Origin of the sequence: Ancylobacter radicis (assembly GCF_018449475.1) — a bacterium.
Taxonomy (GTDB): Bacteria; Pseudomonadota; Alphaproteobacteria; order Rhizobiales; family Xanthobacteraceae; genus Ancylobacter; species Ancylobacter radicis.
Genome location: NZ_JAHCQH010000022.1, coordinates 25341 through 40160, shown reverse-complemented (window position 1 = coordinate 40160; position 14820 = coordinate 25341). Strand labels below are relative to the sequence as shown.

Annotated in this window: 7 protein-coding genes and 1 tRNA gene; 3 read left to right on the top strand and 5 right to left on the bottom strand. The window is 68.0% G+C overall.

All coding sequences use genetic code 11. From position 1 onward, the window contains the following. Positions 1 to 44: 44 nt before the first annotated feature. A complete protein-coding gene (locus KIP89_RS17985) occupies positions 45 to 1199 on the bottom strand; it encodes an aromatic ring-hydroxylating oxygenase subunit alpha (RefSeq protein WP_213756977.1) in 1155 nt (384 codons plus the stop codon). Between the two features lie 126 nt (positions 1200 to 1325). On the opposite strand from KIP89_RS17985, the gene KIP89_RS17980 reads away from it, so the two are divergent. Beyond that, a complete protein-coding gene (locus tag KIP89_RS17980; protein WP_213756976.1) occupies positions 1326 to 2249 on the top strand; it encodes a LysR family transcriptional regulator in 924 nt (307 codons plus the stop codon). Positions 2250 to 2344: 95 nt separating this feature from the next. On the opposite strand, the gene KIP89_RS17975 is transcribed toward KIP89_RS17980, so the two are convergent. The 4 genes from KIP89_RS17975 to KIP89_RS17960 form a co-directional block, all read right to left on the bottom strand. Continuing rightward, entirely contained in the window at positions 2345 to 2557 is a 213-nt protein-coding gene (locus KIP89_RS17975; RefSeq protein ID WP_213756975.1) for a hypothetical protein, read from the bottom strand. A gap of 69 nt (positions 2558 to 2626) precedes the next feature. Further along, the gene (locus KIP89_RS17970) at positions 2627 to 10759 is read right to left on the bottom strand and encodes an autotransporter outer membrane beta-barrel domain-containing protein (protein ID WP_213756974.1); all 8133 of its coding nucleotides are present in this window, start codon (positions 10757 to 10759) and stop codon (positions 2627 to 2629) included. Between the two features lie 427 nt (positions 10760 to 11186). Beyond that, positions 11187 to 12476: a UDP-N-acetylglucosamine 1-carboxyvinyltransferase gene (murA, locus tag KIP89_RS17965; RefSeq protein ID WP_213756973.1), complete on the bottom strand. Its 1290-nt coding sequence runs from the start codon at positions 12474 to 12476 to the stop codon at positions 11187 to 11189. A 184-nt stretch (positions 12477 to 12660) separates the two neighbouring features. Beyond that, positions 12661 to 12849: a hypothetical protein gene (locus KIP89_RS17960; protein WP_213756972.1), complete on the bottom strand. Its 189-nt coding sequence runs from the start codon at positions 12847 to 12849 to the stop codon at positions 12661 to 12663. A 251-nt stretch (positions 12850 to 13100) separates the two neighbouring features. Here KIP89_RS17960 and KIP89_RS17955 point away from each other — a divergent pair. Then, positions 13101 to 13175: transfer RNA gene (locus tag KIP89_RS17955), tRNA-Thr, on the top strand. A 361-nt stretch (positions 13176 to 13536) separates the two neighbouring features. After that, a complete protein-coding gene (locus KIP89_RS17950) occupies positions 13537 to 14778 on the top strand; it encodes a site-specific integrase (protein ID WP_213756971.1) in 1242 nt (413 codons plus the stop codon). Positions 14779 to 14820 lie beyond the last annotated feature (42 nt).

Here is a 14820-nt window from a genome sequence, read left to right as displayed (position 1 = left end):
GATTGTGCCGACCCTCGATGTCGGCGCGCTCACCCGCCATGGTCTCACTCCGCGGCGAGAGCAAAGGAGCGATCGAAGCCGGTTGCCCGATCCGCGATGTAGTGCATGAAATCGTAGATCGGCCGCTCCAGATAGGAAAGATGGCCGGCGCAGGCCACGCCCGCATTCATGCCGCGGAACACCTTCTCGGTGCAGCCGCGATCCTCGACATTCACCTCATCCAGCAGGTTCTTGAGCGTCGCCACATACTCGCCGGCCCGTGGATCGGCCATGAATTCCGGCGACAGCCCGCCGCCGAACACCATCGCCACCTGACCCGTGCCCTTCGGGTGCAGGGACAGGTACCAGAAATAGCCGGGGGTCAGGGTGATGAGGTGGCTGGGATAGAGGGCCAGCAGCGCGGTCGTCTTGCGCCAGCGTCCTTCAAGACGGGTATTGTCGGGATGCGCATTCCCGATCGGCAGCGAGGCTTCCTTGGTGATCCAGTGATAGTTGAAGGCGGCGAGGCCCGGTGGGCACTCCATCTCCTCGAGTTTTGAGTGCCCGCCCACGGTGTCGGCGTGACAGACCGGAAGGTGGTAGCTCTCCATGAAGTTCTCCGCGAGCACCTTCCAGTTGGTGTCCCATAGGTGGGTCTCGCGGAAGCACTCGACATAGTTCTCCATCTGGTACTGGGCGATCATCGCTTCCAGCGGCCGCAGCGTCGCGGCAACGCTCGGGCGATCCTTGTCGAGCGTTATGTAGATCCACCCAAGCCATTCCTCGCAGCGGATCGACGGGAGGACGTAGTCGTCCTTGCAGAAGCCCGTGGTCTGGGCCATGAACGGCGCCCCGCGGAGGTGGCCGTCGAGACCGTAGGTCCAGGCGTGATACGGACACACGATCGCGCGCCGGTTTCCGGTGCCCTCGAGCAGCGTCGACATGCGATGCAGGCAGACATTGGAAAAAGCGCGTAACTCGCCTTCCTTGTCGCGCAGCACCATTACCGGCTGGCCGGCAAGTTCATAGGTCAAGTAGTCGCCCGCAGTGGCGAGGCCGCTGGATCGGCCGACGCATATCCACTCCTTGGAGAAGATGGTGTCCAGCTCGCGCGCAAGGAATTCCGGGCTGGTGTAGACGCTTGGCGGCATTGCGCGTGCGTCCTCGAACGGCCGCGCGGCGGCCTCGAGCAGTTCGGCAACGGGCTGAGCTGGCGACATGCGCTGATCCTTGTCCTCGCAGGCAGGCGCCACTCCGGTCGAGCAGGGCAGCCGATCGGAAACCAGATTGATCTTTTTTCAAGATAGGGAAAAACTCAAATATCTTGGTTTTAGACAAGGTTTAATATGGTTCGCTACACTCTGCGCCAATGCACCTATTTCCGTGCCGTCGCCGAGCATGGCGGCATCGCGCAGGCGGCTCGCGCGCTCAACATCTCCCAGCCCTCGGTCGCGCAGGCGCTGGACAAGCTGGAAGACGTCACCGGCCTTGCGCTGTTCGATCGGCACCACGCACGGGGGCTGACGCTCACGCTTCAAGGTCGCGTCTTTCTGGAGCACGTGACCCGTCTGGAGGAGCAGGCCCAGCAGGTCGAGCGCGAAGCCTCGGCGCTGGCCGCGGAAGCGGCGGGCGAGATTCGTCTCGGCGTATTCTGGACGCTCTCTCCCTTCTACGCGGCGCGCCTCATCCGTTCATTCGCGGACATCGCTCCAGGAATCACCATCCGCCTCAGGGAGATGGCGCTCACCGATCTCGCCGATGCGCTCCGCGAGGGCTCGATTGACCTCGCTCTGACCTATGATCGCGGCGCAGAACCTGACGGGCTGGCCTTTGTCGAACTCGCCGCACTCCGGCCGATGGTGGTGCTCGCCGCCAACCATCCGCTGGCCGACCGCCGCTCGATCAATCTCTCGGATCTCGCCGCCGAACCCTATGTCATGCTCGACGGGCCGGGGAGCCGGAGTTATTTCGAGGACCTGCTTGAAGAAATCGGGATCAGCCCACGCATTTCCTACATTTCCACCTCGCTGGAAGCGGTACGGAGCGCGGTCGCTGCCGGCTTCGGCTTCACGCTGCTGGTGATGCGGCCTCCATCCTCCGTCACATACGATGGAGGCAGGGTGAAGACGCTGGAGATCGATAACGAGGTGCGCCCGCTGCGGGTCGTGCTCGCTTCGCGCGGCGGGGCCCATCGCGGGCAAATCCTGCGGCGGTTTGCCGACCACGCCGTCGACCATTTCGCGTCTCGTCGCACCACTCAGGCCTCTTAAGGCGCAAAGGTCATGGCTGCGAGCGCCGACCGCCGATCTTCTAGAGCTTTTTGTTCTGACGCATTTTCTTCACGCGAACCGGAATCCGCTTCGCTCTAAAATGCTCTGGCGGAGCGAGCGAGAATCTCACACCCCCCGCCCCTCTGCCGACCGATCTGTTTGTCGAACACCGGCTGCCCCGGCACGCGCTGGAAGCCGAACCCATCCTCCAGCACGGCGAAGCGGCCGGAGATGTCCTGATGGCGGCGTGAGGGCTCGTAGGCCAGGCCCGCGGCCTTGGCGAGGTCGGCGGCGACGCGCGGGCGCAAGGCGCACCATCCGCCCTGCGAGCCGGAGGGGCTACGTGACCAAGCCTGCGTCGAGACGGCCGGCATGGCTCAGAAGAACACGGTGAAGCGGGCGGTCAGTTCCTGGCCGACATAGTCCTCGCCGATCTGCGCCTTGTACTCGGCGCGCAGATCGAACCGTCCGTCATCCACCAGCTGTAGACCGGCGGTGAGGTCCAGCAGGGCATCCGGTAGGGGCACGGTGTTGGTAAAGCTCGGCACCTGCGCCTCCGCCCCGACGAGACGGCTTTCGAACTCCAGCCCATCGCTCGAATAGAAGCTCGCGCCGATGCTGGCATAGGGCCGCAGCCAGGTAGCGCCGCTCAGGTTCGCCCGTGCGCCGATCTCCAGCGCCGGGCTGAACACGAAGGTCCATTCCTCCAGCGCGGAGATGGAGAGGTTGAGCGCGCTGGCGCCGGTTTCCTGATAGCCGGGCATGTAGGTGTAGAGCAGGTCGAGATCCGCATAGGGGCGCAGATACCAGCCGTCGAACATGAACTCATAGGAGGCGCGGAACCTCAGCCCCGCCGTGAGCACGTCGGAATCGCCTTCGGCGATCCAGGAATCCGTTCCCAGAAACACCGAGCGGTTCGTGTCGTAGCTGCCGTAGCCAACGTGACCCGCCAGAGACAACAGCCAGGGGCCGATCTGATGCTTCAGCGACAGCGCGGCATCGAAGCTGTCGCCGTCGGATTCGCCGAGCCCATTATCGGTGGTCATGGAGGAGTTGGAATAGCCGAGCGTTGCGCCGAGGAACCAGTTCGTCGCCACTTCCCGCTGGACACCGAGACGGTAGGTCAGCGCCTCCACCGTGTAGCCGCTGCCGACAGCGTTCGACGACTGCTCCGCACGGCTGCCGGTGATGCGTGCCCAGGTGCAGTCGGTCTCCTCCATCAATGTGCTACTCCCGGAAAACACCGGGCAGCTGAGGGCGGAAGCGAGCGAGGTGCGGGCCCCCCGCGTCTGCGTCACGGTGGAGGCCTGCATCTGATCGCCCGACAGGCTCTGCAGCGCCGTCTGGTAGGCCGTGGAGGTCTGGACGTTGGCCATCGAGCCGAAGATGGGCGCGTAGGTAGTGCCGCCATTGTCCCATGCGGACTGAAGGTTCTGCGCCATCGCCTGTTCATTCGAGGTCAATGGGATGCTGGACGGGGCGAAATTCGCCGTCGGGTTCAGGAAGAGTTCATTCATCTCCTGAGCCAGGCCGAAGCTTATGACCCCGAGCGGCGATGGCTGGATCACCTGCGCGTTTCCCGTCAGGGTGCCCGTGCTGCCGAGGATCATGTAACTGCCCGGCAGCAGATTGGCGCCGACCAGCGGCTGTACCGCGCCGGAAAGCGCGGTCGTCCCGGCGACATTCAGCACGTCGCTGGTCTGACCACCGCCCACCGCCGCATTGATGTCGACAGCCAGGATACCGCCGGCGCTCTGGACGAAGCTGGCGTGCAGCATGGTCGCGGCGATGACACCGGCGCCTCCCGGATTGACCGTTCCCTGGTTGGTCAGGGTGCCCAGATCAAGCGCACCGAGCTGATCGTAGATGCCGAGGTCGACGGTGGCGCCCATATTGAAGAGACCGCCGGCCTCATTGTCGAAGGTGCTCGGCCCCGCCTGGCTCAGATCGATATTGCCGGAAACCGTGCCGCTGTTCTCGATCTGGAAGGTCTCCAGCGTGCCGATGATGGCGGTTCCCGACAGCGCGCTGACCATGCTGCCGGGGCGCAGAGTCACGGTGTTCAGATAGCCCCCCATCAGCACAATGGCGGCGCCGTTCCCGCTGCCGCCCACCAATGTGCCGCCGAAAGTCACGTCGATCGTCGCGCCCGTCTGGATGATCGCGCCGTTCGACGCCTGAACGCCGGATTGCACCATGATGCCCGCCGCACCCGCGCCCCTCGCGTTGATCGTGCCGGTAAAGTCGATGGTGACGAGCCCTGTGTTGTAAATCCCCGCCGAGCCGCGCCCGGCGCCGGTGACGGGAGCGATGGCGATGCCCTGGGTGGTCGCGATAGCCCCGCCGCCCGCCGCCAGGCTTTGCGCGAAGATGCCATGGGCGTTCGCTCCTGTAGTCGAGATGGCTGCGCCGCCCTCGGCGGTGATGGTGATGGCGCCGCCCGTCTGGCTCTGCACATCCGTGGATGAGGACGAACTCAGCCACGTCATGCCCGCCGTGTTCATCGCGCCGCTATAGCCGCCACCGCCGCCGATGGACTGGGCGAAGATGCCGATCGCGCCGACCCCGGTCGTGCTGATCGTGCTGCCGCTTCCCAGCGTGACTGTGACGGCGCCGCCCGCGCCGCTGCCGCTGCCGCCCACGCTGCCGCTCACCGTGACAGGCATGGTCGCGCCGGCCCCGTCCGTCGCGAGACCGCCGCCGCCGCCGATGGATTGAGCCAGAATACCGAAGGCATTGTCGCCCGACGTCGCGATCGCGCCGTCATGGGTAATGGTGACAGCGCCGCCACCGCCCGAGGTCAGCGAGGAGCCGCCGATGGCCAGATCGACCGTCCCGCTCGCATTGTAGAGCTTTTCCGCGTAGCTGCTCGCCAGCGCGTCGAGATCGACACCGAGCGTCTGCAATTCCGCGAGGATCTGGTTTTGCAGCGCGATGATCTCGGCGTTGCTCGGCTCGGTCAGGCCGGGCTCCTCGGGGTTGAGGACGAAGAGGCCGCCGCCGCCGCCGATGGACTGCGCCACCAGCGCATGCGCTTCACTCCCGGTGGTGATAATCGCCCCGCTGTTAGTGACCTGAACGGCCATCGCGCTGCCGGTCGCCCCCTCCAGCGTATTGCTGTTGTTCGGGTTCTGGGCGTTTGAACCGCCGACGGTGATCGCCGCGGTGAGGGACAGGCTGGTGGAATCGGTCGCGAGTGCCCCCAGACCACCGCCGCCGCCCACCGACTGCGCAAATATGCCGAAAGCGGAGTCGCCGGCCGTGCGGATGACACCGAGATTGGTCACCTCGACAAGCTGTCCAGTACCCGCCGCGCCGCCGGCGCCGCCGACGCCGACATCGATGTTGATGACATTGCTGCCGGCCATGGTGGCGCCACCGCCATTGCCGCCACCGCCGCCGACGGACTGCGCGAAGACGCCGAAGGCGACGTCACCCAGCGTGCTGATGGTGCCGATGTTCGAGACGGCGACCTGCCCGCCATCGCCCGCCGCACCGCCGGCCCCACCGACGCCGATATTGGCCTCCGTCGTCGGGAATTCGAGCTTGACAGCCTCGTTCGCGGCATAGGCGGGGAGCTTGTAGGCGAGGATCGATTTCAGCATCGAAGCCGTGAGATATTCCATCAGGCCGCCCGTCGCTCCGCCGGGATCGGAGGAGGCGGTTCCGCCGCTGCCGCCGCCGCCGCCGACGGACTGCGCCTGAATGCCATGCGCCCCGTCCGCCGCCGTGGAAATGCTGCCCCCGGCAATGTTGGCGACCTCCACCCCACCGCCATTGCCGCCGCTGCCGCCCGAGCCGCCCACCGAAAGGTTCAGCTGATAGTCGTCGGTCCCGGCGGCCTGGCCGGCCGCCCCACTGCCGCCCCCGCCGCCGACCGACTGGGCGAAAATGCCACGGGCATCGATGCCGATGGTGGCGATGGATCCGGCATTGGTGACAAGCACCTCGCCGCCCACATTGCCCGATCCGCCCGCGCCGCCAATGCCAATGCTGGCCGCAAAGGATTCGTTGAACGAGAACGGGATCAGGTCGGTACTGAGATTGACGCCATTGACCTGCCCCGACCATGACACCGGCAGGCTCACCGATGTGGCGGCCGTGCCGGTCCCGCCGCTGCCGCCGCCCCCGCCGATGCTGGACGCGTAAATGGCGTCGGCCGCGAAGCCACCCGTCCACAGGGAACCGCCGAAGCCATTTTCGACCGTGACGGCGTTGCCGATCCCCCCGCCACCGCCGCTGCCGCCCAGGCTGACCGAGAGCGCGAGATCGAGCGAGGAGCCGTAGGTGTAGGTCGAGGTCGCCGCGTTGCCGCCATTGCCTCCGCCCCCGCCGATCGACTGGGCGTGAATGGCAAAGGCCTGGTCGCTCTGGGTGGTGATGGTCGCGGCGCTTGCCACGGTGACACTGCCGCCGTCGCCGCCATCCGCACCCGAGCCGCCGAGTCCCACCGTCACGGAGATGCTGGGAATCTCGCCGAAACCGAGGCTGTAGGAGCTCGAATCCGCGTTGCCGCCCGATCCACCGCCCCCGCCGACGCTCAGTGCGGAAATGCCGATCGCGTCGAGACCCACCGTCGCGATGGGCGCGGTGTTGATGATGCCGACATTGCCGCCATTGCCGCCGAACCCGCCCCCGCCACCCAGCGCGACGGTGACGGCAGGCACGATGAACGCCAGTTCGGTCGTGCTGACCGTGCCGCCCGCGCCGCCTGCTCCGCCGACGCTCAGGCCATAGATGCCGATGGCGGAATCGTTCGTGGTGCTGATGGCGCCGCTATTGGTCAGGCTGACCGCGCCGCCCGCGCCGCCGCCGCTGCCATTCCCACCCACCGTGATGTTGATGAGGCCGATACCGCCGGCCGATCCGCCCATGTCGCCGCCGCCGCCGATCGACTGGCCGAACAGCCCGTAGCCCTGATCGCCGGTGGTGGTCAGCGCGCCGCTATTGGTCAGCGAGATGCCGGCTCCGGCGCCGCCCGTGCCGGCATTGCCGCCCTGCTCAACGATGTCGCCATTCGCGCCGCCGCCCGCGCCGCCGCTTCCGCCCTGGCTCAACCCATAAATGGCATAGGCAGCGTCGCCGCTCGTGATGATGGTCCCGTCATTGCTGACCGTGACGGCGTAGGTGACGGTGATCGATCCTCCCGCCCCACCGGCCCCACCCGCTCCGCCATCGGCGTCGAAATCCTCGTTGGACACCCCGCCGGACCCGCCATCGCCACCCAGAGCAGCGGCATAAATGCCGTAGGACGACCAGCCGGACGTGGTCAGCGACGCTGCGCTGGTCACGTGCACCGTGCCCCCGTCTCCGCCCGCGCCACCGCTGCCGGCATTGCCGACCGTGCCGTTCTGGTCCGAGCCGTCGCCAGCCGCGCCGCCGGCGCTGAGCCCATAAAGGGCGGCGGACGCGTCGCCATAGGTCATCACCGAGGTGCCGGCATAGGCGGTGACGATGCTGGCACCGGCGCTGCCGCCGGCTCCGCCGCGCCCGCCATTGGCGTTGCCGGCCGTGGCCTGCGAGCCGCCGCCCCCGGCGCCCCCCTGGCTGACGGCGCCGAGGCCGACAGAACCGCTGCCATAGGTGATGGCCCGAGCCGCCGCGCCCGCGGCGGTGCCGAAATTTACCGTTGCGCTTGCGCCCGCGCCGCCCGTGCCGCCATGCGCGCCGTAACCATCGACGGCGGCACCGCCCGCACCACCGGCACTGGTGAGCCAGACTGCCGGCGAGAGCGCGCTGAAGCCCGGAAAGAGCTCGGTCCCGGTGGTGGTGACGGCACCGGTGAAGTCGAGAGAGACAGACCCGCCCGACCCGCCGGAGCCCCCGGAACTCGTCCCCTGCCCGGCACCTCCGGTGGAGGCGAGGGAGAGGCCCGCCGACGCGGTGCCCGAAGCCGTCGCGCCGTTGGCGGGCAAGGCCAGCGCGGCGCTCACGGTGATCGTCCCGCCATTGCCCGCGTCGCCCGCGTCATTGATGATGCCGCCCGCGCTGGTGGCGAACAGCGCCGGTGCAAGGAACCCCTGCGTCGAGACGGTTCCACCGATCGTCAGGGCGATGGTGCCGCCATTGCCGCCCGAGGCATCCGCCCGGATCGCCGAAGAACCGAGCCCAGCGGCTGAGATGGACGAGGTGGCCCCCGTCTTGACGGTGACGGTCCCGCCGTCACCATCAGTGCCGTTGCCCGCCATGCCCGTACCGGCGACGCCACCGGTCGCCGCGGCATAAATTCCGTGGGCACTCGCACCGGATGTACTGATGACCCCGTCATTGGAAAGGATAACCGTGCCACCGGTGCCGCCATTCCCCCCATAGCCGATCTCGTTCGGGTCGGTTGTCGGATTGCTGCCGCCGGCGCCGCCCAAGGCGGTGGCGAAAATGCCTGTGCCCCCGTCACCCGTTGTGGTGATCGTGGCGCTGCCGCTGATTTGCGTGGCGCCGCCCGCGCCGCCTGTGCCGCTTGCCGAGAAACTGCCCCCCTGGCCACCGGCGCCGCCATCGCTCACGGCACGCAGGCCGGCCGAGCCGGAGCCGGCCGCTTCCAGCGTGACGCCGGCATAGGTGAAGACCTGTATGGTGCCGCCCTGAGCTCCGGCGCCGCCCGTGCCGCCATCCCCGAAACCATCCCCGGGCGAGGCGGCCGATCCGGCGCCGCCGATCGCCAGGACGGCCGCCGCCGCGGAGTCATCGCCATCGGTGGAGAGGACCGTGACCGCTCCCTGAGAGTTGCCGAGGGTGAGCCGCGCGGTACCGGCCAGACCACCGCTGCTGCCATTCGTGCCGCGCGAGGCGGTGCTGTCGCCCGCCGCGCCGCCATTGGCGACGATATAGGCGGCGGCCGAGTCCAGGCCGGTCGTCGAGAGCATACCGGTGACCATCGCCGTCGATGTGCCGCCGGCGCCGCCCGCCGCGCCCGTATCCGCCGCCCCACCCGTCCCGCCGGTAGTGACGACCGCGAGGGCCGGCGAGCCGCTTCCAGAAGTGGTGGGCGCGTTGCCGGCATTGGGCATGAGACCCACGATCGCCGTGGCTATGCCACCTTTGCCCCCCAGACCGCCGGTCGCATTGCTGCCGCTGGTTCCGCCATTGCCGCCGACAGCGAAGGCGCCGACACCCGACGCATTGACGCCGGACGTCGCCACCGTGCCGAGCGCCGTTACCGTCGCGATGCCACCATTGCCGGCCGCGCCGCCATCGCCTTGGGTGTCCGCCCCCGCGCTATACCCCCCGCCATTGCCGCCCTCGCCGCCATTGGCTTCGGCGGAAATCCCCAGCGATGACGCGCCGCTCGTGATGATGATCGACGCGGCCGTCGTGCGGATCGTCACGGTGCCGCCGTCATGACCGGCGCCGCCGGCCGAACCGATGGAGGAGAACTCCGCGGCCCCGTAGCCGCCCTCACCGCCGGCGCCCCCCATCGCATCGGCGCCGAGGCCATAGGACTGCTGGCCGCTGGTGGTGATGCGGCCCGCATTCGTCAGCGTGACGCTGCCGCCCTTGCCGCCGATCCCGCCGGCGGTGCCGCTTCCCTCGTCATCGCCGCCGGCACCGCCATTGCCACCGGCCGCACTCGCCCATATGCCCGCCGAACTCAGGCCGGACGTGGTGACGATGCCGCTATTGCTCGCGACGATGGTTCCACCATTGCCGCCATTTCCAGCATTCCCGGCGCTGTAGGAATTGCCGGGATCGGCGCCATCCGCGCCGATGCCACCCTGGGCGCTGAGGAGGATGGCCGCGGCATCCGAACCGGCCGTGGTGATCGTCCCGCCGGCTGCGTTGGTCGCGTTCGCGCTACCGCCTTCGCCGCCACTGCCGCTATTGCCCGCGCCGGCGAACTCAGCCGCACCGCCACCCATCACGCCGGCGCCGCCATTGGCGAAGGATGAAAGGCCGCTTGCCGAGTTGGAGATCAGTATCAACGTGCCGCTATTCGTCGTGCTCGCGCTGCCACCCTGGCCGCCGCCGCCGCCATCCGAACCACCATTCGACCCCGAACCTTGCTGAGCCGCGCCACCTTGGCCGCCTGAGGCGTTGGCGCTCACCGCGGACAAAGGTGTCGGCGCACCGCCGGGGATCGAGATCGTGCCGCTATTACCCGCCGTGGCGGTCCCGCCTGTTCCGCCCGCTCCGCCATTGGAGGGGCCGTTGGTGAAATGCCCACCATCCAGGCCGGCCTCGGCGCCGGCACCGCCCTGACCGCCAGTTGCCGTCGCCTCGACGGCGATCGCGCCGCCGCCGCTGCTCGATATCTCGGCCGTTCCCCCCGCGCCCCCCGTGCCGCCGGGATAGTCATTGTCGGACGAGTCGCCACCTGGGGAGCCAATGCTAATGGCCGTGTAGAAGGTGCTGCTGTCCGTCGCACAGGAAACCGCCTGACAGGAAATGCTCTGCTGTGCCGCCGCACCGGGCGATGCCAGCGCCAGAATGAGCGCGCCAAGCGACGCCGACGAGAGGGTGGTCGAGTTAAGTGGGTGGAACGCACCGAAGGTCCGCCGCCGAACTACGCGCAACGAACAACGCATCGACACCCCCACGAACCGCACCCTATCAAAGACGCGCCGGTAATTTCGTAGCAGGGGCTTAACCCAAGGTCACGAGCCCGCAGTCGTTTTTTACGGCCACTTCGGAGATTAGGGGCGAGTTTTACGGAGGCGTTTGACAGGGCGCAGGTCCGTCGCCAACCGCCCACGGTCAGACAAGCCGGCGCTCAGCGCGGCGGGCGAAGAGACCGCCCTGCACCGTCGCAGGCTGGGCGATAGGCACCCTCCCCACACCGTCAGGACCGTCCCCGGACGTGATCCGGGGATCAGGCCCGGCCATCCACGCCTTCGGCTGGCGGGCGGCGGGCAAGGCGTGGATCCCTGGGTCAAGCCCGGGAAGGACGGCGTGTTGGGAGTGTATGACGGCGTCCCCGGATGCAGCGACCCGCCCGCCCCCTCAGCCGGCGAGGCGCTCGATCTGGGCGCCGCAGGCGGAGAGCTTTTCCTCCAGCCGCTCGAAGCCGCGGTCGAGATGGTAGACGCGGTGGATCATGCTCTCGCCCTCGGCGGCCAGCGCGCCGATCACCAGCGACACCGAGGCGCGCAGGTCGGTCGCCATCACCGGGGCGCCGGTGAGCTTTTCCACGCCCTCGATGGTCGCGGTCTCGCCGTCGAGCTGGATACGGGCGCCGAGGCGGGCGAGTTCCTGCACATGCATGAAGCGGTTCTCGAAGATCGTCTCGGTGATCTTCGAGGTGCCGCGCGCCCGCGTGGTCAGCGCCATGAGCTGGGCCTGAAGATCGGTCGGGAAGCCGGGATAGGGGGCGGTCGACACCTCGACCGGGGAAATCCCCGCGCCGTTGCGCGTCACCCGCAGGCCTTCATTGGAGACCGTCACCTCGGCGCCGGCCTGCCGCAGCGTGTCGAGCGCCGATTCGAGCAGGTCCGCGCGGGCGCCGGCCAGCAGCACGTCGCCGCCGGTCATCGCCACCGCCATCGCATAGGTGCCGGTCTCGATGCGGTCCGGCAGCACGCAATGGCGCGCGCCGCGCAGGCGCGGCACGCCGATGATGCGGATGGTCGAGCTGCCCTGCCCCTCGATCCGCCCGCCCATGGCGTTGATGCAATCGGCGACATCGACGACCTCGGGCTCGCGCGCGGCGTTCTCGATGATGGTCTCGCCATCCGCCAGGCTCGCCGCCATGATCGCGGTATGGGTGGCGCCGACCGAGACTTTCGGGAAATCGATCCGCGCGCCCTTCAGCCCCTTGGGGGCGCGGGCCAGCACGTAACCGGCGTCGATCTCGATCTCGGCGCCGAGCGCGCGCAGCGCGTCGAGATGGAAATCGACCGGGCGCGTGCCGATGGCGCAGCCGCCCGGCAGCGAGACCTTGGCCTGGCCCATCCGCGCCAGAAGCGGGCCGATGACCCAGAAGCTGGCGCGCATTTTCGACACCAGATCATAGGGCGCGGTGGTGTCGACGATGACGCGGGCGTCGATCTCCATGGTCTGGCCGGCATAGGCATCGTCGCCACGCCTTTTGCCGTTCACCGTGATGTCGATGCCGTGATTGCCGAGAATGCGCTGCAGCAGCGCGACGTCCGCGAGGCGCGGCACATTTTCCAGCACCAGCTTCTCGTCGGTGAGCAGGCCGGCGATCATCAGCGGCAGAGCGGCGTTCTTGGCGCCGGAGATAGGGATCGTTCCGTTGAGCGGGTTGCCGCCGACGATGCGGATGCGGTCCATGAATGTCAGTTCTCCTTAACGCCCGGAACGACGGCGCGCCCGCCACTCCCGGCGGCGTTCGCGACGGTCCGGGCGACATGACCGGCCGATGGGGCCGATTCGTGGCGCCGATTCGGAACGCCCACGCCGGCTACATTTCCCAAAGGGTCTAGCGCGAGTGGCGAGGCCGCACAACGCGGGGCTTTCAGCCGGTCTCCCCAGTGGTATCTCGGGAGGGGGAAACCGGCGGCGCGGATGAGGTGTCAGTCGCGGCATCGCCCCGCGCGGTATCGGGAACGGTGCGCCCCTTCGCCTGCACCTTGCGGCGCTTCAGGTTCTCCCGCAGCGCCGCGGCAAGGCGTGCCGCGCGGTCCGCGTCATCGGGCGGGCTCATCCCACGTCTCCACCTTCCGGCCGCGAACGCGCGGCCGCCTCCAGCCATAGCGCCGGTGCAAGCGTGGGGAAAGGGTGGCATGGCAAGAGACCGCGACAGGGCGCGACGCCTCGGGACGCGACGCCGGGAAGCCGGCGCGCATGCCGGCCGGAACGCTAAGACTGGGGAATAGCAACGCGGGCGCTTGCGCCGGCCGGCGCGCTGTGGCAAACGTCCCCGCGCTTCGGCGGCACACAGCCGAACGCCTCAATGCTGCGGTAGCTCAGTGGTAGAGCACTCCCTTGGTAAGGGAGAGGTCGAGAGTTCAATCCTCTCTCGCAGCACCAGCCTTTGCCTTCAAGATCAGCACTTTATCGATGGATCAAGGCTTTGCGGCTGCCATTGCTGCGGGATGGCGCTGCAAATGGCATGGCGCATGGCCCGCCCTTTCTGTGATCCGTCCCTTCCGTCATCCTAAGACCGGCATTTTCTGGTTTCGCAAGGCGCTTCCCGACGCGCGCGTCGGGAAGCGGGAAATCTCGCAAAGCCTTCGCCAGCCGAGACCCGGACACCGCCAAGGAACGCGCCGCGCCGCTCGATGCCGAGTGGAATGCGCGCTTCAAGTCGCTCCAGTCGGGCCTGACCGTCCTCACTCAGAAGCAAATCGTTGCGCTTGCCGGCCGCGTCTACAAGGCGTGGATGGCAGAGATGAGCGAGGAGCCCGGCCCGGCGACGATATGGGAACGGCTGGGGACGCTCGCGGAGGAGCGGGCCAAGGCAGGCAAGCCGCTGGACTGGTTCGCCACAGAACTGAATGAGGAGCTGCTTCGCGAGGGCCTCACGGTCGATGAATCGACCCGCGCGCGCCTGATGGTCGAGGCGGACAAGGCGTTCTTGCAGAGCACGCGGCAGCTCAAGAGGAACGCCCAGGGCGACTATCGGCCCGACCCGGAGGAGAGCCGCTTCCCCGAATGGGTGCCCCCATCGGCTCCCGAGCAGGCCGCAGCGGCCACCCCCGCGACGCCGATCATGGAGCTTTTCGAGGGCTATCTTCGGGAGCTTCGGGCCTCCGGCAAGGGTAACGAGACAGAGCGCCGTTGGACGCCAGTGCTCCGGGCCTTCATCGCCTTCGTTGAGCACGACGATGCGAGCCGTGTGACGAAGGAGGACGTCATCCGGTGGAAGGATGAGCGGCTAGGCGTGCGTTCGCCCAAGACGGTGCGCGATACGGAAATCGCCGCTCTCCGGGCTGTGTTCGGATGGGCCGTGGATAATGCGAAGCTCGCGGAGAACCCCGCCAAGGGGGTCAAGGTGCGCCTCACGGAGCGCCCGCAGAGCCGCGAGAAGGGCTTCACGAACGATGAGGCCAGCGCCATCCTGAAGGCCGCCCGCGATTATCAGAAGCCCCCGCGAGAATACGCTCAGACCGCCGCCGCCAAGCGTTGGGCGCCGTGGCTGTGCGCCTATTCCGGCGCGCGCATCGCGGAAATCACTCAGCTCCGTAAGGAGGACATCCGGCAGGCGGACGGCATCTGGTACATGCGCATCACGCCCGACGCGGGCTCGGTGAAGACCCGCCAATACAGGGACGTGCCGCTGCATGAGCATGTCATCGCGGAGGGCTTCCTCCGCTTCGTCGAGGCATCGCAGCCGGGGCCGCTGTTCTTTGTCGCGGGAGAGCGCACCAGCAATGTCCACCCCTCCAAGCAGGTCGCTCAGCAACTCGTTGAATGGTTGCGCGACCTCGGCATCATCGGACAGGACGTGAAGCCGAACCATGGTTGGCGCCACACGCGCAAGACCATCGGCCGGGAGCTTGGCCTGAACCCGAGGGTGCTGGACGCCATTGAAGGGCACGCGAGCCGCACCGCTGGCGATGACTACGGGGACGTGACACTGAAGGCGAAGGCGCTCGCCGTGTCGCAGTACCCGCGCTTCAAGGTCGGGTGAGGCTGCCCTTACGGGTCCTGTATAGGGAGGGAAGGCTCCTCC